The organism is Arthrobacter sp. alpha11c, from assembly GCF_054149985.1.
In genome coordinates this window covers 3,542,998-3,566,278 of sequence record NZ_CP196747.1, presented here as the reverse complement: position 1 = coordinate 3,566,278, position 23,281 = coordinate 3,542,998, and the positions used below count along the sequence as shown (strand labels likewise).

Sequence of the window (23,281 nt, the reverse complement as noted above, 5' to 3'; positions counted from 1 at the left end):
GCGAGAGCATCGGCGTTTAAGGGTCAGGATGTGGGAGAGGATCCGGGGGTTTGGATGTTCTCTCACTTCCGGCGGCTATTTCAGCATCCCTCTCGCAGATCCCGTCAGTTCTGACTCGCTGCGTGGCAAACTGTGCCTATGCGGAACCTCATCTGGGTGGCATTTACGGAGCCCGTGCGGCCAGGGCTGGTGTTTCCGCGCAGCGACTGGCCCCTTCACATCACGCTGTTAAGGTTCGACGTCGGAACTGACGTGAGTGCCGGCGTCGCCGATGTCCTCGCTGACTTGGCCGAAGCGCCGGTCCAGGGAGCCCTTGGAACGCAACTGACCATCGGGGAAGAAGCGGGCTTCGGCCACATGGGGTCGATTCCCGTGAGCCTGGTGGAACAAAACCCGTTGCTCCAAGGCCTGCACGAGGAACTCTTCGACGCCGTGGTCAGCGTGGGCGGGCGCATCGCTACGCCGAACTACGTCCTCGAACGCTACCGACCACATATCTCGCATCACGACGGCAAGCGCCCAAGGCCGGGCGACGTCGTCGTGCTTGACCAGGTGGCGTTGGTGGACATGGCGCCGGAAGGCAACCACACCATCCGGCGCATCCTCAGGCTCTGGACGCAGGACGCTGCAGAGGCTGAGGACACGCAAACGGCTTGAACCTAGGCAATAACCGCATCCACCAAAGCCTTGGCTTCCTCCTGCACCTTGGCCAGGTGGTCGGCGCCCTTGAAGGACTCGGCGTAGATCTTGTAGACGTCCTCGGTGCCGGAGGGGCGGGCCGCGAACCAGGCGTTCTCGGTGACAACCTTCAGGCCGCCGATTGAAGCGCCGTTGCCGGGGGCTTCCGTGAGCTTGGCGGTGATGTCTTCGCCAGCCAATGAGGTGGCCGTAACGTCCGCGGCGGAGAGCTTGCCCAGCTTGGCTTTCTGCTCGCGCGAAGCGGCGGCATCAATACGGGCGTAGACCGGCGCGCCGAACTGGTCGGTGAGTCCCTTGTACAGCTGCGACGGCGATTTACCCGTGACAGCCGTGATTTCCGAGGCCAGCAGGGCCAGGAGGATGCCGTCCTTGTCCGTGGTCCAGACGCTGCCGTCGCGCTTGTTAAAGGAGGCGCCAGCCGATTCCTCGCCACCGAAAGCACCCTCGCCGGACAGCAGGCCAGGCACGAACCACTTGAAGCCGACGGGAACTTCAACCAGCTTGCGGCCGAGCCCTGCAGCGACGCGGTCGATGATCGAGGACGAAACCAGCGTCTTGCCCACAACGGACGCGGGATTCCAGCCACTGCGGTTGCGGTACAAGTAATCGATGGCCACGGCAAGGTAGTGGTTCGGGTTCATGAGTCCACCGTCCGGCGTGACGATGCCGTGGCGGTCGGCGTCGGCGTCGTTACCCGTGGCCACATCGTAGGCGGCGGTGCCATCCGCACCCACAGACATGCGCTTGATGAGCGACGCCATAGCCGACGGCGAGGAGCAGTCCATGCGGATCTTCTCGTCCCAGTCCAGGGTCATGAAAGCCCACTGGGGGTCGACGGTGGGGTTAACGACCGTCAGGTTGAGCTGGTGGCGCTCACCGATCTCGCCCCAGTAGTCAACGGAAGCGCCGCCCATGGGATCGGCACCAATGCGGACACCGGCGTTGCGGATCGCGTCAAGATCCAGGACGGACGGGAGATCGTCAACATAGCTGCTGAGGAAGTCGAACTTTCCAGTGGTGTCCGCATTCAAAGCATCGTTCAACGGAATGCGCTTGACGCCCCGGAGGTCGTTCTCAAGGAGCTGGTTGGCGCGTTCGGCGATCCAACCCGTGGCGTCGGTGTCAGCCGGGCCGCCGTGCGGGGGGTTGTACTTGAAGCCACCGTCGCCTGGCGGGTTGTGGCTGGGCGTGACAACAATGCCGTCAGCCTGCGGCGTTCCCGGCGCGGCTTCGCGGTTGTACTTGAGGATGGCGTGGCTCAGTGCGGGCGTGGGTGTGTAGCCGTGGCGCGCATCGACGAGAACTGTGACGCCGTTGGCCGCGAGGACCTCCAGCGCGGAGTTCTGCGCGGGCTCGCTCAGGGCGTGGGTGTCGCGCCCGATGAACAGCGGCCCGGTGATGCCCTGGCGGCCGCGGTATTCAACGATTGCCTGCGTGATCGCGAGGATGTGCGGTTCGTTGAACGAGGACTTCAAGCTGGATCCGCGGTGGCCCGACGTTCCAAACGCCACGCGCTGCGCGGGATCGCCCAAATCCGGGGTGACGTCGAAGTACGCGTCCAGCAGGGCTGTGATGTCAACAAGGTCTTGGGGAAGGGCAACTGTGCCCGCTCGGCTAGCCATGTCGTCCAGCATGCCAGACCACCCCGTCGGCTGACAGCAAATGTCCCGGGATCCGGCCCCTGTGACGCAGAATGGCGGCGATGTGGCGCCGGATGAGCCAAAGATTTACCTCGCGTTTACGAGCGGCGGCTTTAGTGGGAGGATTCCGCCCCGTCGCCCGCCCTGACTTGGTGTGACGCCGGCCCTGACACTGTGCATAACCCAAAGCGGGTTACCTTATGCGGCGCACCCGGCGGCGGTAGGGTGGGAAACAAAGACTTAGCGAGGGGGATTCCCATGTCAGATCAACCATCCAAGGGCAACGAGGACAAACCGGCGGGCTACGAACCGCCGCAGTACATCCCGCCCGCCGAATTCAGTGCGCCCGAGCAGAGCTCAGAGACGCAGCCGCTTCCGCCGTACGATCAGGGCGCATACACGCAGAACGCCCAGGGCCAGAACGACTTCTACACGCAGCCGCTCCCGCCCACAAGCCAGAGCCAGAGCACTGCTGGCCAGAGCAATGCCAGCCAGGGCCCGTACACACCGGGTGATTACAGCCAGCCGAGCCCCTCGCCCTACGGCCAGCCGCCGAGCCCTTATAACCAGAGCCAGTACAACCAGGGCCAGTTCAACCAGGCCCCGTACCAGCAGCAGCCCTACGGCCAGCAGAACCCGTACGGCCAGCCCGCGTATTACGCCATGCCCACCCAGCCAAAGGGCCTGAGCATTGCGAGCATGTGCTGCGGCATTGCCACTTTTATTGGCTTCGGGTTCTTCATCCTGCCGCAGATCGCAGCCGTGATCCTGGGCCATCTTGCCCTCAACCGCGAACCCGCAGGCAAGGGCATGGCGATTGCCGGCCTGATCATGGGTTACGTCGGCGTGGCGATCACGGTGGTCGTCTTGATCTTCTTCTTCGCCGCGATCGGGGCTTCGAGCAGCAGGTACAACTACTAGCGCTCCCCGCGGCCCTTTTAAGGGCCGCAACTGTACACAAACGCGCACGACGGCGACCCTTACGTCAGGTGGGAATCCCACCAAACGTAAGGGTCGCCGTCGTTAAGCGCAGGGTGGGTAGGCAACATCGCGTGAGCGACACCCGAATGTGTGAGCGACGCAGCAACGGACCAGCGCTGCCTGGATGTAGGCGGCGCTGATCCGTTTGCGTGTCGGCGTTGGTCCGGCGGAGGCCCGTAGGCCAGCTACCGCACCCCGCCCATCAGCTTCTTGATAGCCGGGGATCCAACAGCGAGGGCTATAGCCAACACCACAGCCACGCCGCCAATGCCCAGGAAGTACGGGAGTTCGTCGTCGGGGTTGTAAAGGCCGGCAAGGATGCCTGCCAGAGTGGTGCCCAGGGAGACGGACAGGAAGAACAGTGCCACCATCTGGGTGTGGAATGCCTGCGGGGCGAGCTTGGTGCTCACGGACAGGCCAATGGGGGAGAGGAAGAGCTCTGCCAGGGTGAACAGGAACAGGATTCCCACCAGCGCCAGCAGCGGGGTCTTGCCCTCGCCAGCCAGCGGGATGAAGCAGAGGAAGGCAAGCCCCATGATGAGCAGGCCCGCCGAGAACTTCAGCGGGGAACTCGGCTGCTTGGCACCCAGCTTGGTCCACAGGGCAGCCATGACGCCGGCGAAGATGATGATGAACACCGGGTTGATGGACTGCACCCATGCGGCGGGCATCTCCCAGCCAAACAGGTTGCGGTCCAGTTTCTCCTCGGAGTACACGGCGATGAACGTGAACTGCTGCTGGAACAGTGCCCAGAACGCGGCCGATGCGATGTACAGCGGGATGAAGGCGAGCACGCGTTTGCGCTCCAAGCCGGTCACTTTGGCGCTGCGGAAGATCAGGAAAAGGTAGATCACGGATGCGCCGATGGCGGCGTAAGCCATGCTGCGTGCCAGGTTGTCGGCGTTAACTCGTGCCCGTGCCGAGCAGTACGCCGATCACGATCAGAATGGCCAGGAAAATCAGCCCGTACCGGGTGCGGTCAGCAGCCGGGAGCGGGTTGGGGACGCGGTGCGCTTCCTCGGGGAGCTTGTTGCGGCCCAGTGAGTAGATGACCAGGCCGATCGCCATGCCCACCGCCGCTGCGCCGAAGCCCCAGTGGAAGCCGTTGCTCTCCTGGAGCCAGCCGGTGACCAGCGGGCCGATGAGTCCGCCGATGTTGATGCCCATATAGAAGATGGAGAAACCGGCGTCGCGGCGTTCGTCCTTCTCGCCGTACAGGCTGCCGACAAGCGCCGTCGCGTTTGCTTTCAGGCCACCGGAGCCGATACCCACAAGCACCAGGCCCGCGATCAGTCCGGGAATGCCGGGCAGGAGGGCCAGCGCGATGTGGCCGGCCATGATCATTAGGGCCGAGCCGAAGAGGACCTTTTCGGAGCCGAAGATACGGTCAGCAAGCCAGGCGCCCAGGATGGTGGACAGGTAAACGCCGCCACCATATGCGCCAACCAAGCCGGCGGCGAGGCCCTTGTCGATGGACAGTCCGCCTTGGTCCGCGGTGAAGTACATGTAGTAAAGCAGGATGCCCTGCATGCCGTAGAAGGAGAATCGCTCCCACATCTCCACGGAGAAGAGGCTGGCCAGCATCTTTGGGTGGCCGAAGAATGACGTATCGCCCGATGGTTTTTGGGGCGTAGCCGTGGTTAGAGGTGTGCTCATTTCCTCAATGCTGGCATTGACTGCGGGCATTGTCACATCGATGGATGCCCATGGCAACCACTTTCCATATGGTAGACAACCGCCCAATCCCGCTTACTGAAAGGCCTCCAGAACCGCCGCCAGCTGAAGAAGCTGCAGCTCAGAACCAGGTTTACCGATCACTTGGATACCCATCGGCAGGCCAGTCGTTGTCACATGGAGGGGGATGCTGATCGCCGGCAATCCGCACGCGTTGACCATGGATGACCATGGCGCGTACTCGCACTGTCTTCTGTAGTCCTCGTCCGCGTCACCGGCCCACTCGCTCGGCCAGGGCTCGCTGCTGTGGCCGCCGCCCGTGAACCAGCCGATCGGGCGCGGTGTCTGTGCCAGGGTGGGCATGAGGATGACATCCCACTCCGCGTATTGCGCGATCGTGTCGTGCTCGAACTGCCGCAGGAAACTCAGGGCTTCATTGACCTTCAACGCGCTGCGCTGCTGCGCACGACGACGGAACGTCCGGGTGAGCGGGGTCAGGAGCGCCTCGCGCTGGGGTGCAATTCGCGCACTCCCGACGCCGGCAGTCCAGGCTGCGGTGAACGCCTCGGGGTAGCGATTGTCGTAGCGGATCTCCGCTTCCGCAACACGGTGCCCCGTCTCTTCAAGCAGCTTGATTCCCAGCGCAAGGGCGTCCGAAGCTTCCTGTTCCACCTCGAAAGGGAAGACTCCGGCCCACGGGCTATCCAGGCTCACCCCCACTTTCAGGGGCGTTGGCGCCTGGTCAACGTTGGCGAGATAACCGCCGTCGGGCGCTTGTTCGCGAGGGACCAGCGCGTCCATCAGCAGGGCAGCGTCCGCCGCCGTGCGCGCCAGCGGTCCGGCGACCACCAACTTAGCTGCATCGCCCGCGCTGGCTCCGGATGGCACCACGCCCCGCCCCGGCTTCAGCCCCACCAGTCCACAGGCACCGGCCGGAATCCGGATGGAACCGCCGCCGTCGGTCCCGGGCGCGAACGGAACCATGCCAGCTGCCACGGCCGCAGCGCTTCCGCCCGACGACCCGCCGGAACTTCGGCTTAGGGAATGGGGATTGCGCGACGGCGGTGCGATGCGGTTTTCGCTGTACGCAGTGAGTCCGAATTCCGGAACTTGCGTCTTGCCCAGCGAGACTCCGCCTTGGCCTTTCAAAGTGGCTGCGAGGGCGCCGTCCTCCGGCGCAGGTTTGTGTTCCAAGGCGGCGCTGCCGTGGGTAGTAGGAATGCCTGCCACGTCAGTGAGGTCTTTAAAGGCCAGGGGCATGCCGTGCAGCAGGGGCAATTCCGAAAGGCGGCCCTCCCGGCGCAGTTTCGCATGGAGGGTGTCCGCCCTGCTGGCGTCGGCCATCGCTTGCTCTGCGGTAACAGTAATGAAGGCACCCAAGTGCCTGTTGCGTGCCTCGATGACGGACAGGAAATGAGTGATCGCCTCCCTCGCCGACAGCTCGCCGGATGCGAGGACATCGCGAAGCTCCACAGCGGTGAGGGCTTGCGGGGAAAGATCAACCAAGGAAACGAGACTCCAACCGTTCCTCCACAGCGATGGCGTCCACGCTCTCGCCAGCACCCGCGGTGACCCGGAAAGCAGCCTTGTTCTTGACTTCGGACACCACCTCCACAAGTTCAGTGCCCCGGTAAACCAGCCCCACGCCGTCGTCGGTGCAATGCGCCTCGCCCAGCGTGCCGTTGGCTACAAGCCTGTGGATGGCGGGAGCGCGGCGGGGCTCGGAATCGTAGTGGACGCCGTTGGCGTAGGGAAGGAAACCAAGCGCGTTGGTCACCGGCTGCAATTCAGGGCCGAAGGAGTCCGTCACGCCGCTCTTGAACCAACAAATGGAACCCGCGGAAACGCCGGCCAGGACCACGCCGCTTTCCCAAGCCTTCCGCAAAATTCCGTCCAGGCCATGTGCCCGCCACACGGCAAGCAGGTTGACCACCGAACCACCGTGGACCCACACCGCGTCCTGCTCCAGAAGATGCGCTTCGGGGTCCTCAATATTGGGCATGGTGAAGAGGTTCAGATGTGCGAAATCAAACCCGGCAATGCGGGCTGCCTGATCCATCTCTGCCGCCCACCAGCGTTGGTCACCTGATGCCGTACCAATGTGGGTCACGCGGGGTGCCCGGCCAGTCACGCCGGACAACTCCACGGCGTAGTGCATGAGGTGGTCGAACTCGATGCGGGTCCGGCTGCCTGGCTTGTAACCGCCGGATGTTGCGAGGATGGTGGGTTGGCCAGCCGCCATGGTCCTGCTCCTAACAGCCGATTCAAGGGAGTCTTTGCGTCCCAGTCTTAGTGCCGCAACCGCGCGACGCAAGCGACGTCCCGCTTCGCGGCCGCTGCGACTAGGCTGGATGATGACCTGAATCGATGGGAAGGAACCGCCATGAGCGACTTCGAAACCGTGCCTGTGGGCGATATTCCGGCTGATGCCAGCATCCTGGACGTTCGTGAGGACTATGAATGGGTTGCCGGACACGTTGAGGGCGCACGGCATATCCCTATGGACCAACTGCCGGCCCGCCTGGATGAACTGGATCCCGACGACGACCTCTTCGTCATCTGCCGTACCGGTGGCCGTTCCTTCCGCGTAGTCCAATGGCTGGTGGGCCAAGGCTACTCAGCGGTGAACGTAGCCGGTGGCATGGATATGTGGTTCGAAGCCGGCCGGCCAATGGTGTCGGACAACGGCCTCAAGCCCGTGGTTCTCTAACCTCCGGCAAGCCCGTTCCACGTATATAACCAGCAAGGAATACTCAATGTCAGCACCGACCTACACGTTCCTGGGCCCTGAGGGAACGTTCACTGAGACCGCCCTCATGCAGGTCCCCGGCGCCGCTGATGCCTCCCGCATTCCTTGCACCAACGTGAACACGGCGCTCGAGCGGGTGCGCAACGGTGAGGCCGACGCCGCCATGGTTCCCATCGAAAACTCGGTGGAGGGTGGTGTGACTGCGACGCTGGACGCCATTGCCACCGGCCCGGAACTCCGGATCATCCGCGAGGCCCTGGTTCCTATCACCTTCGTGCTCGTGGCGAGGCCCGGCGTCGTGCTTTCGGATATAAAGCGCATCTCCACCCACGGCCACGCGTGGGCTCAGTGTCGCCTCTGGGTGGAGGAAAATATTCCGAACGCGGATTATGTCCCCGGTTCCTCTACCGCGGCATCGGCCATGGGCCTCCTGGAGGGAGATGCCCACTACGACGCCGCTATTTGCGCACCGCTGATTGCCGGGGAGCAGCCTGGGCTCAACGTTCTGGCCGAAAACATTGGCGACAACCCGGACGCAGTCACACGCTTTATCCTGGTGAGCCGGCCAGGTACCTTGCCCGAACGCACGGGTGCGGACAAGACGACCGTTGTTGTCCCGCTGCCGGAGGACCACCCTGGTGCTCTCATGGAAATCCTTGACCAGTTCGCTTCGCGAGGGGTCAACCTGAGCCGAATCGAGTCACGCCCCACCGGCCAGTACCTTGGCCACTACTTCTTCAGCATCGATGCCGATGGTCATGCGTCGGATTCCCGTGTTGCTGATGCCTTGGCGGGTCTCCACAGAGTCAGCCCGGCAACCCGTTTCCTGGGCTCATACGCGCGCGCTGATAAGCAGGCTGCGGTGGTTGCCCCACATACTTCGGACGCTGCCTTTGCCTCCGCTCATGCGTGGGTTCAGTCGATTCTTAAGGGCTAGGCTGCGCTGGCTCCGGCGCTAAATTATTGAACCTTCAACCCCTTTCGCGTTGATGCAAGTGTGCGTATGCTTGCCTGATCCATAAACGATGGATGAATGCCCAAAAAGAAGGGAGCGGTCATGTCTGTCCACCGAGATGACAAAGACGGCCAGGGCATGATCGTCAATCCCAAGCCCTCCGGCGAGAACAAGGACGACTGGGACGGCGACGAAGCTGACCGCGCGGATCGACTCCGTTTTGAAGAAGAACAAGCGATGATCCGTGAGCAGGCCGAGGCCCGGGCTGCAGCGAAGGCGGCGGCCGAAGCAGCCGCAGCAAATGCGGCCCAACCCGAGAAGGGCGCAGTCTAGAGGGTTTGAGCCTTCGGTACCCGCACCAATAGCGAACCCGGCTGGACCTGAACGGTGACCTCCGTGGCCTCGCCCGCGGGGTCGCCGTCGAGTTGCGTCGCCATGGGTTCCTGGCTGCGAATGGTGACCTTGCCGGAGCGATAGAAATTCATCACCGGCAGATTCCGCTTGTGCTTGAACAGGATCTTTGTGTACATGGCGATCCATCCGAAGGCACTGCGGGGGCTCATGACGACGATGTCCAGCATGCCGTCGTCGATCATTGCTTCCGGAATGAAATCAATACCTCCCGGAATCAGGCCACAGTTGGCGAAAAGCACGCTGCGGATTTTCCGCGCCTGCTCCGGCTGGTCATCCATGGTGATGGTGACACGCTTGCGGCGGCCGGGCAGATGCCGGACTCCCGCCTCGGTGTAGGCCAGCCAACCCACGGTTTTCTTCAGGTCTTCCTTGGTATCGCCTACAACCTCGGCATCCAGGCCCATGCCGGCGATCACCAGGAACGTATGCGTGGACGATTCCCCGGTAATGCTGTTGTCTATGCCCATGCTGGCCGTGTCGATGAAACGCTGGTGTCCGAAGAGGGCGATCTGGATGCAGTCGGCGATGTCGCTGACGTCCAGTTCAACATTGCGCGCCAAGAGGTTGCCGGTGCCCAGCGGAATGAGGCCCATCGCCACGCCCTTATGCGCCAGCGACTCAGCCACCACACGCACTGTACCGTCGCCGCCGCACGCAAGAACGACGTCGGCCCCGTACTCCAGCGCTTGGCGCGACTGCCCGTAACCGGGGTCCTCCACAGAGGTTTCAAAGAACTTCGGGCTGTCCCAACCGGCGAGGTCGCAGGCGTCAATGATCGCTTGGCGGGCCTCGAGCGACTTGTTTTTCACCGGGTTGAGGACGACCGCAACCTTCTGGTGCCCTGGCTCCGGCTTGTGGGTGTCCTCCCGAACCGCGCTCCTGATGTGACGGGCTCTCAATCGGCGCACACCCCACCAACTGGAGACGGCAAACGCCACGCCCCCAGCGAGAATCACGTACAGGATCCAGTCGCTCATGGTGCTCCAACACTATCGTCCTGGGCAGTGCTGATTTCACGGTGCTCTCTGGGCGCTTGCATGGGTCAGCGTCCGGACGGGAAATCAGCGGCCTATTCGATACTCTTGTGTGGTGATCGACGTAAAAGACCTCAGCGAAAATCCGGACAAGTTCCGTGCCAGCCAGCGCGCCCGTGGCGCCGACGAGTCTGTTGTGGACGCGATCATCTCCGCAGACTCCGATCGCCGCGCCGCGCTGATCCGCCATGAGACCCTCCGTGCCGAGCAGAACGCCTTCGGCAAGAGGGTTGCCCAGGCAAAGGGCGAGGAGAAGCAGGCCCTGCTGGCCGAGGTCAAGGAACTCGCCAACTCGGTGAAGGCCGCCTCCGCTGAAGCCGCTGCTGCGCAAGCCAAGCAGGAAGAGCTGCTCCGCACCATCCCCAACCTGATCGTGGATGGCGTTCCCGAGGGCGGCGAGGACGATTATGTTGTGGTCAAGACGGTGGGCACGCCGCGCGAATTCACGGATTTCGAGCCGAAGGACCACCTGGAAATCGGCGAACTGATCGGCGCGATCGACATGGAACGCGGCGCCAAGGTCTCGGGTGCGCGCTTCTACTTCCTCCGCGGTGTTGGCGCCCGGCTGGAAATGGCGCTCCTGCAGATGGCCATGGACCAGGCAATCGAGGCCGGGTTCGTCCCGATGATCACCCCCACTTTGGTGCGTCCGGAAACCATGCAGGGTACCGGCTTTGACGTAAAGCACGACGCCGAGATCTACCGTCTCGCTGAAGACGACCTTTACCTTGTGGGAACCTCGGAGGTGGCCCTCGCGGGCTACCACGCAGACGAGATCCTGGACCTCTCCGCCGGCCCCATCCGCTACGCCGGCCAAAGCTCCTGCTACCGCCGCGAGGCCGGTTCGCACGGCAAGGACACCCGGGGCATCATCCGTGTGCACCAGTTCAACAAAGTGGAGATGTTCATCTACACCACGGTTGAAGAAGCAGCTGCCGAACACGAGCGCCTGCTCGCCTGGGAAGAGGAAATGCTGGCCAAATGCGAGCTTCCCTACCGTGTGATCGATACAGCTGCAGGTGACCTCGGCATGTCCGCGGCCCGCAAGTTCGATTGCGAAGCCTGGGTTCCTACCCAGAACGCCTACCGCGAGCTCACGTCCACCTCCAACTGCACCACGTTCCAGGCCCGCCGCCTGAACATCCGCGAACGCGTCATCAACGAGGAAGGCGTTGCCAAGGGCACCCGCGCCGTCGCAACACTGAACGGCACCCTGGCCACCACCCGCTGGATCGTTGCCCTGCTGGAGCACCACCAGAACCCGGACGGCTCGGTCAACGTTCCCAAGGCGCTGCAGAAGTACATTGGCGGGCTCGAGGTTCTGCCGGTCCTTTAGTTCTCTCCGCGGAAGACCCCGCCCTTGTTCGTTTCACCCGCCCTTGTAGGCCGGGGATATCGAACAAGGGCGGGATTTTTCGTTGGGGTCTGTTCCTCAACAGGGGTGGGTTATCCACATGGCCGCCTCAGTTGGGTCCTGCGAAGCGTGATCCGGCGCAAGGTAGGTGAATGGACATGCTCCCCGGACTCATAGAAACTCCAGCAATGCTCCGTGCGGGTATGCGCACGGATGCCATCCACGGGAGCTTTATGGGTGGCAAACTGGTGAGAATTCGGCGCGGATATTATGTGGAAATTGCCCGCTGGCTTGATGCAAAGCCGTGGGACCGGTTTGCCTGGAGCCTGGCCGCCGCTGCCCGAGCAATCCCGGAGCTGCTCTTTTGCCGGGAAACGGCTGCCTTTGCCATGGGAGTCCCGGTGCTGCATGCCCCTGTCTACGTGGAATGCGTGGCAGCAAATCCGAGCCGCTCCGGCAAGCGACCATCAACGCTCACTGTGATGGGTAGAAGTGCTGAAGCCAGGCAAGTTCGAGCCCAGGGTGGCTTTCCGCTCCGTTATTTCGCAGGCCCTGTACCCGACTCGAAACTCGCTGGAGAGTTCAAATGCACAGGACTTTCGCGGACTGCCTTGGACGTGGCGTTTTCATCTCCACTGAGCCGATCCTTGGTGATGGCAGATGGTATTGCCAGGCGACTTTGGAATGAGGGTGGGCTTCACCAGCGAGGCCGGCTGTTGGATGTCGGCGAAATCGCTGCAAGTGTACAGAGCCACCCGCACGAAGCGGCACGCCGCCGAGCGGAGCTCGTCCTTTCCTTGGCTAGTCCACTGCCGGAGTCAGCGGGTGAGTCTTACAGCCGGGCCGCATTTGAGTACTTGGGCTTTGAGCAACCGGAACTTCAACACGACTTCAGCGACATCGACGGCTTCATCGGCCGAAGCGACTTCTGGTGGCCGGCCGGCGGCAGTGGCAGTGGCCGGGGCGTTGTGGGTGAGTTCGACGGCAAGGCAAAGTACACCGATGCCGGCTTAAGGATCGGCGCCTCGCCGGAGGAAATCCTCTACAAGGAGAAGCTGAGGGAGGACCGGATTCGCGCCCTCGGATTCGGTTTCGTGCGTTGGGGTTGGACTCATGTTGAGAATCCGGAGAGGCTCCGCCGGAAATTGCTCGACGCGCGACTGAAGCCTGCCTCGAACCCCCGACGACGTTCTCCAAACAAGCCCTCGCCTGGATAAAAACCGCTTCTAGTTCGCTCTCCTCAACGTTGTACGGCGGGGATTTCGAACAAGGGCGGGACCCGGGGGGCGTTGGGCGGAGCGCGGGGAGCCGCGGGCCGAGTGTTCACGCGGCGTTAATCCCGTGCTGTGTCCTCGGTCCTAGTGCGGTGTCGGAGGTGTCTGCTCTACTGGAATCATGACTATTTTGACTGACACTCCAGTTGCTGGCATCGATGACCAGCCAAATGACAACAACAAACTCATGATCGCATTGGACGTTGACGGTACGCTCGTGGATCACGATGGCCACATGTCTCCCGAGGTTCGAGCGGCTGCCCAGGAGGTAGTCGCGAGCGGTCACGACGTCATGATCGCCACCGGCCGGTCGCTGAATGCCACGCTCCCCATCATCGAGCAAATCGGCTTGGAACGTGGCTACGCGGTGTGCTGCAACGGCGGCGTGACTCTCCGGCTGGATCCCACCCTTGAGGCTGGCTACGAGATCATCCACAAGGCAACGTTCGATCCCGCTCCGGCTCTGAAGGCCCTGCGCGAACGCCTGCCCAACGCGAAGTACGCGCTGGAGGACGAAGACGGGAACTTCCTCTCCACGGAACGTTTCCAGGATGCCAGCTTTGGCGTAGAGGCAATCGGCGTGGACTTCCAGACCATGTTGGAGGCCACGGCTGTACGCGTGGTGGTCTTCAGCAGTGACAACACCTCGGACGACTTCAACCACGCCATCCGTCACATCGGCCTTTCCGGCGTGACGTACTCGGTGGGCTGGACTGCGTGGCTGGACATTGCTGCGGAGGGCGTCACCAAGGCCAGTGCGCTTGAGGCCCTGCGCCAGAGGATCGGCACGGAACAGGTCCACACGGTGGCGGTGGGCGATGGCCGCAACGACATCGAGATGCTCACATGGGCCGGCAGGGGAGTGGCCATGGGCCAGGCTCCCGAGGAAGTGATCGCCGTTGCGGATGAGGTCACCGCGTCAGTATTCGACGACGGCGCCGCCCTGGTTCTGCGCAGCCTGCTGTAACAGCCGGACCCCTTAGTCCACCCGCCCCCGCCAGGCACCCGTTTCGTGGCCGCGGTCCTCGATGAATTCCTTGAATTTGTCCAGGTCCGCGGCCACCTGCATCTCGTCGGCGGAGAGCGCGGCGCCGGCCTTCTCCACGAATCCTTCGGGCTCCCATTCCAGGGTCACGTTGACGCCGCAGTGCTGGGGTCCGAGGTTGTCGAAGCGGACTGTGCCGGCGTTGCGTGGTGCGTCGATGCTTTCCCACGCAATGACGGTATCCGGAACTTGTTGGGTGATGCGGGCATCATATTCGCGCCGGACTCCGCCGACCTTGGTTGAGAAGTGCAGCGTTGAGTCGTTGATCTGGCGGACATTCTCCACGCCGCTCATGAACTCGGGAAACTTTTCGAACTGGGTCCACTGGTTGTAGGCGACCGAAACCGGTACCTCTACCTCGATGGCCTTCGTGACGGTTTGCATGAGAGACACCTCGCTGTGGATTGTTGTGGTTTAGGTGAGGGGTTAAAGTGAAATGGGTCTGGACAGGGCCGCCGCCAGCTGAGTCGACGATTGCCTGTGCAACGTCCCGGAGCTTGACGTTCCGGTTACTGGAGGCCTTTTTGATGAGCTCAACCGCTTCAGCTTGGCTGCACCTGTTTTGGGCGATGATGATGCCTGTGGCGACGTCGATGACCGTCCGGGATGCCATGGCCGCGCGTAGGTCGGCGGCGGTCTGGCTGTGTTGCGCAATCAGCACTGCCAGTTGCAGGCCCTTGGATGCTTGCTGCACATAATCACTGGCGCGCTGCACCGCAGCCTGGTCAAAGCCGTTGGCGCGTTCGGAGTAGAGGTTCAGCCCGGCCCGTGCTGTCTCATCTGTGAGCGGGAAAGGAACGGCGAGGACAGAATGAACACCATTCGCCAGAGCCAAGTCGTTGTACTCAGGCCAGGTGTTGTCTTTTTCAAAGTCTGGAATGTGCACTTGCGTGCCTTCCCGGCAGCAGTGGACGCATGGGCCATCAGCGAACTGGTACTGGAGTTCGTCGAGCATTTGCGCTCGCTCGCTGCTGCTCGCCACTGTGGCCGCGGCCCGATGCCGAAGCAGCGTGATACCGCAAAATACTTCGTTGTCAGGTTTGGTGAACATCGCCGCTGAGTGACGTGCCAGCTCGCTCAGGAAGGCCTCCACGTCCGGTGTATCCAGAAGCAGGTCCTGGATTTCCGCAGCTACAAGATGCGGTTCGGTGAGTTGTTGGTTTTCCACGTGGATCTCCGATCCCTGGATGAGGCTACTCTTCGAGCGTAGTCCTGAATACCCGTTGAAAGCTAATAGTAAGTGTGCTTCTCTTTTAAGGAGTCTTGCCGTGGGCTCACTCACTCCAGCAGGTCTAAGGATTGAAGCCACATGCGACAAACCCGACCACACGACGTCCAGACCCGGCCTCCTGCGCCGGAGAGTACCATCCGTCAAAGCTTCCAGGACGGCTTGGTTTTGGACCATCTCAATCTCGCAAAATCCATTGCCGCCCGGTATTCCGCCCACACACACGATCTCGACGACGTCCGGCAGGTTGCGTACATGGGCTTGATCAAAGCGGCACGAGGATTTGACGAAAGTAAAGGCGTCAGCTTCCCGGCCTACGCCGCCCCCACCATCGCTGGCGAGGTCAAGCGGTATCTCCGCGATCACTGCTGGGTAGTGCGCCCACCGAGGCCAATCCAGGATGTGCGGCGCCAAGTACTCGCCAGGACAGAGGAACTGACCCAAAGCCTGCAGAGGACTCCGACGCCCGAAGAGGTGGCGGCGGACCTTCGCTTGGAACCTTGCCAAGTCAGGGAAGCCTTGATGGCCGGTACCAGCAAACGGCCGGATTCCCTTGACGCTCCCGCTGCGGAAGGCCGCGACGGTCTCCAAGGATGCCTTTCCGATTTCGGATGTCCGACGGATCGGCTGGAGGACGTACTCGCCCTGCGCAATGCGATCAGGGGCCTAAGCGCTGAGGACAGGCATCTCCTCTATCGCCGCTACTACCGCGAGGAAACGCAGTCCACCATCGCGGAGGCACTGGGCATGTCCCAAATGCAGGTCTCGCGCCGGCTTTCCAAGATCCTGGTGTCCCTGCAGACACAGCTGCTGGATGAGGAAGCGCATCTCGAAGATGGAACTGCGCCGTAAGAACGGCGCAAACCAGGCAAAGCAGGCAAACAACAACCAGCAGGACTCAGCAGCCTAACCCGTCCACCGCATCCAACACATCACGGACGGTCACGGCAAGGAGCGCGGGATCGGGATCGGCGGCGAAAACGTCACCGCGGCGGAGTTCGACGGCGGTAAGCACCACGTGCGGTCCAGGCGGCGGACCCCATTCTTCAGCAGGAGCGGGGCCGAACAGGACCACGGAGGGCCGGGCATAGGCGGACGCCAGGTGGGCGGCGCCGGTGTCCGCGGAAACGACGAGCCGAGCATCCGCAATGGTCGCTGCGAACTCTTCGAGGCCCTGCCGCCCGGCCAGCACGCCGCCGTCGAGGTTTGCTCCTTTGAGGTTTGCCAAGGCGGCAGTCTCCACTGCCCGCTGGCGCTCGGACGTGCCCCCGGTCAGCACGACGTCGTGTCCCGCGCGGGCGAGTTCAACTGCCACGTCGGCGAATCGCTCGACGGGCCAGAGTCGGCTGCCATATGCGGCACCCACATGGATGACCGTTGCCCCGGGCCGGGGTGAGGGAATGCTTGGCCTGTTGAGGCGGTAATCCAGGGGATCGGCGTCGATGCCGTGCCAGTTGAGCAAGCGCGTCCAGCGCTCGCGCTCAGGGATGCCAGTTGTCCATTCCGGTCCGTCGAGTCCGGGAGCCTGGTAGGCGAGCACCCGCCTTGCGCGGAGTTCATTGATGCGTTGGCGGCTTTCGGGTCCGTTCCCGTGAAGGTTCACGGCGATGTCCACGGCGCCCGGGGAGATGTTCAGTGGATCATCAAGGCCCGGCGTGGGCAGGTGGTCGATCCCGCCCACCAATTCCAAGGCCTCGGCAATCCAGGTTGGCGCAGCATACAAAATGCGGTGCTCGGGGAACGCCCGGCGCAGGCCGCGAAGCGCCGGAACGGCAACAAGTAGGTCCCCCAGTTTCAAAGCGCGCAGGGCAAGCAGCAGGGGTTGTCCGTTCATTTCAACGATGTCCATGGTGGCCTCCCGCTAGGAGTCTAGCGGCCAACGCAGGCGCCGGAGCCGCAGGGAAACTTCTCGTCGTCACGCTGTTTAGTGTCGCGAGAACTGGGGAACGTTGCGGGTATGGGAGGAACTGGAACGTTGAAAGCGGTCCTGTTTGACCGCGATGGAACGCTCGTCGTTGACGTGCCCTATAACGGCAACCCGCAACTGGTGCGGCCCATGGATAGTGCCCGTTCGGCCTTGGAGCGGGTACGCCGGGCGGGACTGGCAACAGGGGTGCTGAGCAACCAGTCCGGCGTTGCCCGTGGCTTGCTGACCTTGAATCAGGTCCATGCCGTGAACCAGCGTGTGGACGAGCTCCTGGGCCCATTTGATGTGTGGCAAATCTGCCCGCACGGGCCAGCCGATGGCTGTACTTGCCGTAAGCCTGCGCCGGGCATGATTCTCGCAGCCTGCAGCACGTTGGGGTTGCATCCGTCCCAGGTGGCCTTTGTTGGGGACATCGGTGCCGACGTGGAAGCAGCGACGGCTGCCGGCTCGCAATCGGTACTGGTGCCCACGTACGTGACGCGGACCGAGGAAATTGAGGCGGCAGAAGTCGTTGCGGAGAACCTGCTGGCCGCCGTCGAGCTGTTGCTTGACACTGCGACAAACGCGGCAGGAGGGGCATCGCCGACCGACGCCAGGCAGGACTCACCTGTATGAGCCGCGTCCTGGTAGCCCGATTGGACAGCATGGGCGATGTGCTCCTCGCTGGACCCGCCCTGCGTGCCGTGGCGAACGGAAGCAGGCCGGACGGCAGCAGACGCAACGACGTCGTCCTCCTGTGCGGCCCCGAAGGTACCGGGGCTGCAGAAATGCTCCCCGGAGTGACCCAGGTCCACACATGGCCGTGCCCATGGATCGTCAACCCGGCGCCGGCCGTGACGCCTGGGATGACCAATGGCCTGATCGAGTTCGTCCGCAGCTCCAGGATTGAGGAAGCCGTGATCCTCACGTCCTTCCACCAATCCCCGCTTCCGTTGGCACTGTTGCTGCGGCTGGCAGGCGTCAAGCGCATCACGGGCGCCTCCACTGACTTTGCCGGCTCCCTGCTGGACGTCCGGTTGAAACCCGGGGAAGACTTTCCCGAGGACCAGCCCGAAGTGGCGCGGGCGCTGGGGATTGCCCAGGCAGCAGGCTTCCAGCTTCCCCGGGGCGATGACGGCAAGCTCCACATCAACCCGCTGGACGAACCCGAGGAGCTGGTGGACGAACTCACCCAAAAGGGCCCGTACATCGTGGTCCACCCGGGCGCAGCGGCTCCCGCGAGGGCGTGGCCTGCACTCCACCACGCAGCCACCGTGGAACTCCTTGAAGCTTATGGGCATCGCGTAGTGGTCACGGGAGGGCCGGGGGAAACATCTCTGACGGCGACGGTGGCAGGACCCTCGGCACACAATCTCGGCGGCAGGACAGACCTGCGCACGCTGGCAGCGGTAATCGCGGGCGCCGCCGTCGTGGTAACCGGCAACACGGGTCCCGCCCACTTGGCCGCGGCGGTCGGAACTCCGGTGGTGTGCCTGTTTTCCCCTGTTGTTCCCGCCATCCGCTGGGCGCCCTATGGCGTCCCGATGGAACTGCTCGGCGACCAGGAAGCAGCATGCAGGAACACGCGGGCACGCATCTGCCCGGTACCGGGCCACCCGTGCCTTAGCTCAGTTACCCCGGAACAAGTCCTTGAGGCGGTGGAACGGCTGTTGGGGGGAGTCTCCTCCCTCAGCACCCGAAGAAAGGTGTGGAAACCATGAGGATCCTGGTCTGGCATATCCACGGAGGATGGATGGAGGCCTTCGTCAGGGGCCAGCACGAATACCTCCTTCCAGCAGAGCCCGACGGCGGTGCGTGGGGTTTGGGGCGAGGCGGCCGTGAGTGGCCGGTCGCCGCGCAGGAGATCGACCTCGATACCCTCGATCCTGACAGCGTGGATGCGGTGGTCCTGCAACGTCCGGAGGAGATCGCCGCTGTTGCCCGGAAGCTGGGTCGAAGGCCCGGTGTGGACCTGCCTGCCGTCTACCTTGAACACAACACGCCCAAAGGCGACGTTCCGTTCACACTTCATCCCCTGGCTGATCAGCACAGCATCCCAGTGGTTCACGTGACCCACTTCAACCAGCTCTTCTGGGACACCGGATCCACGCCAACAGTTGTGATCGAGCACGGCATCCCCGATCCCGGCCGGCTTTATACCGGTGAACGCGAAGAGATGGGGGTGGTGGTCAACGAACCCGTCCGTCGCGGCCGCGTGACGGGCACGGACCTCCTCCCTGGCTTCGCCGGGGTAGGGCCGTTGAGGGTGTTCGGAATGGGGACGGAAGCCTTGCCGGAAGCGCTGAACCTGAAGGGGTTCGGCTTGAGCGAGGAGCGCCTGCGGATTTCCGGGGACGTACCGGCGCCCAGGCTGCATCAGGAACTCGCCCGCTGCCGGCTCTACCTGCATCCCCTCCGTTGGACATCCCTCGGGTTGGCCTTGCTCGAAGCCATGCACCTGGGAATGCCCGTCCTGGCACTGGCCACCACTGAGGCCACCCGCGCCATCCCGCCGGGAGCAGGTCTTGTCTCGAACAACGTGGACGAACTTCAACGGTTTGCGCGGTGCCTGCTGGACGAGCCCGGTGACGCCTATGCGATGGGGATGGTGGCAAGGGCTGCAGCCTTGGAACGCTATGGGCTCGGGAAATTTCATCAGGCCTGGGACGAACTCCTGGCCGATCTCCCCACGGCCCGCCCCTCGCCTGTCGATACCCGTCTTCCCGAAAAGCAGATCGCCGAAAAGCAGGTCACCGAAAAGCAGGTCCCCGAAAAGCAGGTCCACGAAACCCAGGTCCCCAACAACCAGCTCCCCGACACGGAACGCCGCCCGCAACCCGGTTCGGAGTCCGTCAGCCATGACACAGAGAGGACGCACCCATGAAAATCTCCATGGTTTCCGAACATGCCAGTCCATTGGCCGCCCTGGGAGGTGTGGACGCCGGGGGGCAAAACGTCCACGTGGCGGCCCTTTCATCAAGCCTTGCCAGCCGTGGCCACCAGGTCACCGTCTACACGCGGCGGGATAACCCGGATCTTCCTGCAAAGGTGCAGGTTGCGCAGGGACTCACCGTGGTACACGTTGACGCCGGCCCGGCCCGCCACATCCCCAAGGACGAGCTGCTTCCTTTCATGGGTGAGCTCGCCGACGGCATTTGCCGGGACTGGGCGGGCTCGGTCCCGGACGTTGTCCACGCCCATTTCTGGATGTCCGGGCTGGCCGCGATCCAAGCCTCCAGACGGGCTGGTGCCGCTGAGCCCATTGCCGTGGTCCAGATGTTCCACGCACTGGGTTCGGTCAAGCGCAGGCACCAGGGTTCAGCGGACACCAGCCCGCCCGCACGTGCATGGCTGGAACCGTGGGTAGGGCGCACCGCGGACTGGGTGATCGCCACCTGCCCCGACGAGGTTTTTGAGCTCAAAGCGCTGGGCATTGGCCGGTCAAGGATTTCCATCGCACCGTGCGGGGTGGACCTCAACCTCTTCCCAGGCACCGGAGAACCAGAGGGTAAGTCCCGCACGCACCGCATCCTGAGTGTGGGCCGCCTGGTCCCCAGGAAGGGCGTGGATCTGGTGATCCAGGCACTGCCCCTCCTGGCTGAGGCCGGTTTCGACGACGTCGAGCTCCTCATCGTTGGAGGCTCCGGCGACGCCCTGAACCTCGAAGAGGATCCGGAAGCCCAGAGACTTCGCGCCTTGACCAAGGAACTTGGCGTGGAGGACAAGGTCACCATGCGGGGACAGGTCCCACGCGACGCAATGCCCGGAATTTTCCGCAGCGCCGACGCCGTGGTCTGCGCGCCGTGGTACGAACCGTTCGGCATTGTTCCCCTTGAAGCCATGGCCTGCGGAGTGCCCGTGGTGGCCGCGGCCGTCGGCGGACTCCGGGAGACCGTGGTCGACCAGAAAACCGGACTTCACGTACCACCGCAGGATCCGGAAGCAATCGCCGACGCCGTGGGACGGCTCCTCGCCGACCCCGCCCTGCGTGCCGAAATGGGCCGGGCCGGATACCGCCGCGCCCGCTCACGCTACTCCTGGGACCGGATCGCCGCAGACACCGAGAAAGCATACCGGTCCGTCTTGGCCGCGGGCCTGCCCCGGCAAGCCGGGGAAGGCCTGGAATCACTGGAAGGAACAGCGCTGTGACTACAGAATCGACAGTTCCCAAGAGAATCACGCCCACCACGCAGCCCGTCCCGGATACTGTGCCCGCGGGCTGGACCGGGTCAACAAGGTCACCAAACATCCGCGAACCACAGATCACATCAGAGGTCACCGCCCACCTGGACAACGTTCTGCCGGCGCTGGAGTCCCTGCGCTCGCAGGCAGCCCGCCTCTCGGAGTGGGGAACAGAACTCGCCCACCGGCTCCTGTCCGGACAACGCCTGCTGGCCGCCGGCAATGGGGGATCGGCTGCCGAAGCCCAGCATCTCACCGCCGAACTCGTGGGCAGGTTCGACGCCGAACGCGCACCCTTCTCCGCGATTTCCCTGCACGCCGAAACCTCTGCCCTCACGGCACTGTCCAACGACTACGGCTACGAGGAAGTCTTCGCCCGCCAGGTCAGGGCACACGGCCGAGCAGGGGACGTCCTCATCCTGCTCTCCACGAGCGGACGCAGCCCCAATCTCCTCAGCGCCGTCAGGGCGGCAGAGGAACGCGGCATTACCACCTGGGCACTGACAGGTTCCGGCCCAAACCCGCTGGCCGAGGCCTGCGATCAAGCCATCACAGTGGATGCCATCGCAGCCAACGCCCAGGAAAGCCACCTCATTGCCGTCCACGCTGTTTGCCGTGCCTTCGACGCCGAGGTTGCGCGTCGGACCGGGCCTGACCTGGCGGGAGGTGGAGGGCAGCCATGAAAGTGACAGTGGTAGGTGACGTCCTCCTGGACGTTGATATCAACGGCACCGCCACGCGGCTCAGCCCCGACGCGCCCGTACCCGTCGTGGACGTCGCCCATATCCGGCGTCGGGCAGGCGGCGCGGGTCTCGTGGCTACCCTCCTTGCGCGTGATGGTCACGACGTCGCCCTGGTCACCGCGGTATCGGACGACGACGGCGCCAGCCACCTCAGGCGCGCCCTGACCGGTGTAGCCATACTCACCGGAGCCCCGCTCGCCCCAACGCCCACCAAGACCCGCGTGCGTATTGGAACCCACCCCATGGTCCGGTTCGATGAAGGATGCGCGCCTGCCCCTTCCCCGTCATGCACCGGGGAGATGCTCGCAGCCATTGCCTCCGCGGAAGCGGTGATCGTGGCCGACTACGGCCGCGGAATCACGGCGAACCCCGACATCCGCACTGCGCTTGCCGACGCTGCCCGCCGCGTCCCCGTGGTCTGGGATCCGCACCCTGCCGGCTCGGAGCCTGTGCCGGGTATCGCCGTCGTGACGCCCAACCTCGCAGAGGCCCGGGCCGCTGCGAAAGCGGGCGCCGCTGCGAAGGCGGGCGGACTGGATCCGTCCACGTCTGGGGCGGAGGACGCAGGGAAACATTTGCTGGATCGCTGGCGCAGCAATGCCGTCCTAGTCACCACCGGCGAAGACGGTGCAGTTTTGGTGGAGGCTGGGAGGCCGGGCAAGACCATCCCCGCTCCCAAAACAATCGTGCACGATCCTTGCGGTGCCGGAGACCGCTTGGCTGGGAGCCTTGCCGTGTATTTGGGGCTGGGGCTCGAGCTGTCTGGTGCTGCGGCCAGGGCTGTTGAGGATGCTTCCGCGTTTCTCGCGAAGGGCGGAGCTTCCTCCCTGGCCATGGAGACGAGCACCCCCGGCACAGGAGGGATCAGCCAGCCTGTCAGGGCAAAGGCGAGTCCCGTCGTCGAGCTTTTTGGCCGCTTTCCGGGCCTGGAACGCGGAATCCAACTTGCGCGAACAGTCCGCGCGAATGGCGGGACTGTTGTGGCGACCGGCGGCTGCTTCGACCTCCTCCATGCTGGTCACGCGAGGACGTTGGCTGCGGCCCGCAGTATGGGTGATTGCCTCATCGTTTGCTTGAATTCCGATGATTCCGTACGGCGGCTCAAGGGCCTGCACCGGCCGATCGTCAGCATGGAGGACCGGGCAGAGCTCTTGCTCGCGTTGTCCTGCGTTGATGCCGTGGTGGTCTTCGATGAGGACACCCCCGAATCCTGTCTGAACCAACTCAGGCCGGATATCTGGGTCAAAGGCGGAGACTACGAACCCCATGAATTGCCGGAAGCCAGCCTCGTGGCTGCATGGGGAGGGCGTTGCGTGACCGTGCCCTTCCATCCGGCCCGCTCCACCAGCGGCCTGGCTGAAGCGTTGGCCAAAGTCAGCTGACCGTAACTGCCAACAAAGAAT

The 23,281-nt window shown here is 63.6% G+C and carries 21 protein-coding genes and 2 pseudogenes; 15 read left to right on the top strand and 8 right to left on the bottom strand.

The features are described 5' to 3' along the window. The first annotated feature begins 138 nt into the window (after positions 1–138). Entirely contained in the window at positions 139–657 is a 519-nt protein-coding gene (locus ACTAQJ_RS16410; RefSeq protein ID WP_498697672.1) for a 2'-5' RNA ligase family protein, read from the top strand. A gap of 2 nt (positions 658–659) precedes the next feature. Here the strand turns inward: ACTAQJ_RS16410 and pgm are convergent, their stop codons facing one another. Then, the gene (gene pgm / locus ACTAQJ_RS16405; RefSeq protein ID WP_498697670.1) at positions 660–2,321 is read right to left on the bottom strand and encodes a phosphoglucomutase (alpha-D-glucose-1,6-bisphosphate-dependent); all 1,662 of its coding nucleotides are present in this window, start codon (positions 2,319–2,321) and stop codon (positions 660–662) included. A gap of 276 nt (positions 2,322–2,597) precedes the next feature. Here pgm and ACTAQJ_RS16400 point away from each other — a divergent pair, with 276 nt between their 5' ends. Then, a complete protein-coding gene (locus ACTAQJ_RS16400) occupies positions 2,598–3,260 on the top strand; it encodes a DUF4190 domain-containing protein (RefSeq protein WP_431117414.1) in 663 nt (220 codons plus the stop codon). Positions 3,261–3,505: 245 nt separating this feature from the next. On the opposite strand, the pseudogene ACTAQJ_RS16395 reads toward ACTAQJ_RS16400, so the two are convergent. The 3 genes and pseudogenes from ACTAQJ_RS16395 to ACTAQJ_RS16385 all read right to left on the bottom strand — a co-directional run bounded on the left by ACTAQJ_RS16395 (position 3,506) and on the right by ACTAQJ_RS16385 (position 7,236). Continuing rightward, positions 3,506–5,006: pseudogene (locus ACTAQJ_RS16395) on the bottom strand (peptide MFS transporter). Between the two features lie 63 nt (positions 5,007–5,069). Then, a complete protein-coding gene (locus ACTAQJ_RS16390) occupies positions 5,070–6,500 on the bottom strand; it encodes an amidase (RefSeq protein WP_498697667.1) in 1,431 nt (476 codons plus the stop codon). Continuing rightward, entirely contained in the window at positions 6,493–7,236 is a 744-nt protein-coding gene (locus ACTAQJ_RS16385) for a Type 1 glutamine amidotransferase-like domain-containing protein (protein ID WP_498697665.1), read from the bottom strand. The genes ACTAQJ_RS16390 and ACTAQJ_RS16385 overlap by 8 nt, the downstream gene beginning before the upstream one ends. 141 nt (positions 7,237–7,377) lie before the next feature. Between ACTAQJ_RS16385 and ACTAQJ_RS16380 the strand changes: the two genes are divergently transcribed. The 3 genes from ACTAQJ_RS16380 to ACTAQJ_RS16370 all read left to right on the top strand — a co-directional run bounded on the left by ACTAQJ_RS16380 (position 7,378) and on the right by ACTAQJ_RS16370 (position 9,031). Next, a complete protein-coding gene (locus ACTAQJ_RS16380) occupies positions 7,378–7,704 on the top strand; it encodes a rhodanese-like domain-containing protein (RefSeq protein ID WP_224094571.1) in 327 nt (108 codons plus the stop codon). Positions 7,705–7,750: 46 nt separating this feature from the next. After that, positions 7,751–8,680 (top strand): prephenate dehydratase, encoded by a 930-nt coding sequence (gene pheA, locus ACTAQJ_RS16375; protein WP_498697660.1) that lies wholly within the window; start codon positions 7,751–7,753, stop codon positions 8,678–8,680. A gap of 120 nt (positions 8,681–8,800) precedes the next feature. Further along, on the top strand, positions 8,801–9,031 hold the full coding sequence (locus ACTAQJ_RS16370; protein ID WP_216924263.1) for a hypothetical protein: 231 nt from the start codon (positions 8,801–8,803) through the stop codon (positions 9,029–9,031). Here the strand turns inward: ACTAQJ_RS16370 and ACTAQJ_RS16365 are convergent. Next, complete coding sequence (locus tag ACTAQJ_RS16365; RefSeq protein ID WP_498697659.1) at positions 9,028–10,089, bottom strand: diacylglycerol/lipid kinase family protein; 1,062 nt, start codon at positions 10,087–10,089, stop codon at positions 9,028–9,030. The genes ACTAQJ_RS16370 and ACTAQJ_RS16365 overlap by 4 nt on opposite strands. 112 nt (positions 10,090–10,201) lie before the next feature. On the opposite strand from ACTAQJ_RS16365, the gene serS reads away from it, so the two are divergent. The 3 genes from serS (at position 10,202) to ACTAQJ_RS16350 (ending at position 13,741) form a co-directional block, all read left to right on the top strand. After that, entirely contained in the window at positions 10,202–11,482 is a 1,281-nt protein-coding gene (gene serS, locus ACTAQJ_RS16360) for a serine--tRNA ligase (protein ID WP_498697657.1), read from the top strand. 170 nt (positions 11,483–11,652) lie between these two features. After that, a complete protein-coding gene (locus ACTAQJ_RS16355; protein WP_498697655.1) occupies positions 11,653–12,717 on the top strand; it encodes a hypothetical protein in 1,065 nt (354 codons plus the stop codon). Between the two features lie 178 nt (positions 12,718–12,895). Continuing rightward, the gene (locus ACTAQJ_RS16350; protein WP_498697654.1) at positions 12,896–13,741 is read left to right on the top strand and encodes an HAD family hydrolase; all 846 of its coding nucleotides are present in this window, start codon (positions 12,896–12,898) and stop codon (positions 13,739–13,741) included. A gap of 12 nt (positions 13,742–13,753) precedes the next feature. Here the strand turns inward: ACTAQJ_RS16350 and ACTAQJ_RS16345 are convergent, their stop codons facing one another. Further along, a complete protein-coding gene (locus tag ACTAQJ_RS16345) occupies positions 13,754–14,203 on the bottom strand; it encodes an SRPBCC family protein (protein WP_224094576.1) in 450 nt (149 codons plus the stop codon). A 145-nt stretch (positions 14,204–14,348) separates the two neighbouring features. Beyond that, positions 14,349–14,870: pseudogene (locus ACTAQJ_RS16340) on the bottom strand (GAF and ANTAR domain-containing protein); the annotation flags it as partial. Between the two features lie 258 nt (positions 14,871–15,128). Here ACTAQJ_RS16340 and ACTAQJ_RS16335 point away from each other — a divergent pair. Continuing rightward, complete coding sequence (locus ACTAQJ_RS16335) at positions 15,129–15,899, top strand: sigma-70 family RNA polymerase sigma factor (protein WP_431117425.1); 771 nt, start codon at positions 15,129–15,131, stop codon at positions 15,897–15,899. Positions 15,900–15,945: 46 nt separating this feature from the next. On the opposite strand, the gene ACTAQJ_RS16330 is transcribed toward ACTAQJ_RS16335, so the two are convergent. Beyond that, on the bottom strand, positions 15,946–16,896 hold the full coding sequence (locus ACTAQJ_RS16330; RefSeq protein WP_498697650.1) for a glycosyltransferase family 9 protein: 951 nt from the start codon (positions 16,894–16,896) through the stop codon (positions 15,946–15,948). 108 nt (positions 16,897–17,004) lie between these two features. On the opposite strand from ACTAQJ_RS16330, the gene ACTAQJ_RS16325 reads away from it, so the two are divergent. From ACTAQJ_RS16325 to ACTAQJ_RS16300, 6 genes are read left to right on the top strand one after another with little or no spacing between them, the layout of a single operon-like run. Continuing rightward, positions 17,005–17,589 carry a D-glycero-alpha-D-manno-heptose-1,7-bisphosphate 7-phosphatase gene (locus tag ACTAQJ_RS16325; RefSeq protein ID WP_498697649.1) on the top strand — a complete coding sequence of 195 codons (585 nt, stop codon included), beginning with the start codon at positions 17,005–17,007 and terminating at the stop codon, positions 17,587–17,589. Continuing rightward, a complete protein-coding gene (locus ACTAQJ_RS16320) occupies positions 17,586–18,674 on the top strand; it encodes a glycosyltransferase family 9 protein (RefSeq protein ID WP_498697646.1) in 1,089 nt (362 codons plus the stop codon). Before ACTAQJ_RS16325 ends, ACTAQJ_RS16320 begins: the two co-directional genes overlap by 4 nt. Then, on the top strand, positions 18,671–19,837 hold the full coding sequence (locus tag ACTAQJ_RS16315; protein ID WP_498697644.1) for a glycosyltransferase: 1,167 nt from the start codon (positions 18,671–18,673) through the stop codon (positions 19,835–19,837). Before ACTAQJ_RS16320 ends, ACTAQJ_RS16315 begins: the two co-directional genes overlap by 4 nt. Beyond that, entirely contained in the window at positions 19,834–21,102 is a 1,269-nt protein-coding gene (locus ACTAQJ_RS16310) for a glycosyltransferase (RefSeq protein WP_498697639.1), read from the top strand. The genes ACTAQJ_RS16315 and ACTAQJ_RS16310 overlap by 4 nt, the downstream gene beginning before the upstream one ends. Further along, a complete protein-coding gene (locus ACTAQJ_RS16305) occupies positions 21,099–21,818 on the top strand; it encodes a D-sedoheptulose-7-phosphate isomerase (protein ID WP_498697635.1) in 720 nt (239 codons plus the stop codon). The genes ACTAQJ_RS16310 and ACTAQJ_RS16305 overlap by 4 nt, the downstream gene beginning before the upstream one ends. Continuing rightward, positions 21,815–23,260 (top strand): PfkB family carbohydrate kinase, encoded by a 1,446-nt coding sequence (locus tag ACTAQJ_RS16300; protein ID WP_498697631.1) that lies wholly within the window; start codon positions 21,815–21,817, stop codon positions 23,258–23,260. Before ACTAQJ_RS16305 ends, ACTAQJ_RS16300 begins: the two co-directional genes overlap by 4 nt. Positions 23,261–23,281: the final 21 nt, after the last annotated feature.

What these genes read in the sequence shown, in the direction of transcription:
- ACTAQJ_RS16330 (WP_498697650.1), bottom strand. Translation starts at nt 16,896, where the DNA reads ATGGACATCGTTGAAATGAACGGACAACCCCTGCTGCTTGCCCTGCGC.
- ACTAQJ_RS16325 (WP_498697649.1), top strand. Translation starts at nt 17,005, where the DNA reads ATGGGAGGAACTGGAACGTTGAAAGCGGTCCTGTTTGACCGCGATGGA.
- ACTAQJ_RS16315 (WP_498697644.1), top strand. Translation starts at nt 18,671, where the DNA reads ATGAGGATCCTGGTCTGGCATATCCACGGAGGATGGATGGAGGCCTTC.
- ACTAQJ_RS16310 (WP_498697639.1), top strand. Translation starts at nt 19,834, where the DNA reads ATGAAAATCTCCATGGTTTCCGAACATGCCAGTCCATTGGCCGCCCTG.
- ACTAQJ_RS16350 (WP_498697654.1), top strand. Translation starts at nt 12,896, where the DNA reads ATGACTATTTTGACTGACACTCCAGTTGCTGGCATCGATGACCAGCCA.
- pheA (WP_498697660.1), top strand. Translation starts at nt 7,751, where the DNA reads ATGTCAGCACCGACCTACACGTTCCTGGGCCCTGAGGGAACGTTCACT.
- ACTAQJ_RS16345 (WP_224094576.1), bottom strand. Translation starts at nt 14,203, where the DNA reads ATGCAAACCGTCACGAAGGCCATCGAGGTAGAGGTACCGGTTTCGGTC.
- ACTAQJ_RS16385 (WP_498697665.1), bottom strand. Translation starts at nt 7,236, where the DNA reads ATGGCGGCTGGCCAACCCACCATCCTCGCAACATCCGGCGGTTACAAG.
- ACTAQJ_RS16335 (WP_431117425.1), top strand. Translation starts at nt 15,129, where the DNA reads ATGCGACAAACCCGACCACACGACGTCCAGACCCGGCCTCCTGCGCCG.
- ACTAQJ_RS16365 (WP_498697659.1), bottom strand. Translation starts at nt 10,089, where the DNA reads ATGAGCGACTGGATCCTGTACGTGATTCTCGCTGGGGGCGTGGCGTTT.
- ACTAQJ_RS16380 (WP_224094571.1), top strand. Translation starts at nt 7,378, where the DNA reads ATGAGCGACTTCGAAACCGTGCCTGTGGGCGATATTCCGGCTGATGCC.
- ACTAQJ_RS16320 (WP_498697646.1), top strand. Translation starts at nt 17,586, where the DNA reads ATGAGCCGCGTCCTGGTAGCCCGATTGGACAGCATGGGCGATGTGCTC.
- ACTAQJ_RS16300 (WP_498697631.1), top strand. Translation starts at nt 21,815, where the DNA reads ATGAAAGTGACAGTGGTAGGTGACGTCCTCCTGGACGTTGATATCAAC.
- pgm (WP_498697670.1), bottom strand. Translation starts at nt 2,321, where the DNA reads ATGGCTAGCCGAGCGGGCACAGTTGCCCTTCCCCAAGACCTTGTTGAC.
- ACTAQJ_RS16370 (WP_216924263.1), top strand. Translation starts at nt 8,801, where the DNA reads ATGTCTGTCCACCGAGATGACAAAGACGGCCAGGGCATGATCGTCAAT.
- ACTAQJ_RS16410 (WP_498697672.1), top strand. Translation starts at nt 139, where the DNA reads ATGCGGAACCTCATCTGGGTGGCATTTACGGAGCCCGTGCGGCCAGGG.
- ACTAQJ_RS16355 (WP_498697655.1), top strand. Translation starts at nt 11,653, where the DNA reads ATGGACATGCTCCCCGGACTCATAGAAACTCCAGCAATGCTCCGTGCG.
- ACTAQJ_RS16400 (WP_431117414.1), top strand. Translation starts at nt 2,598, where the DNA reads ATGTCAGATCAACCATCCAAGGGCAACGAGGACAAACCGGCGGGCTAC.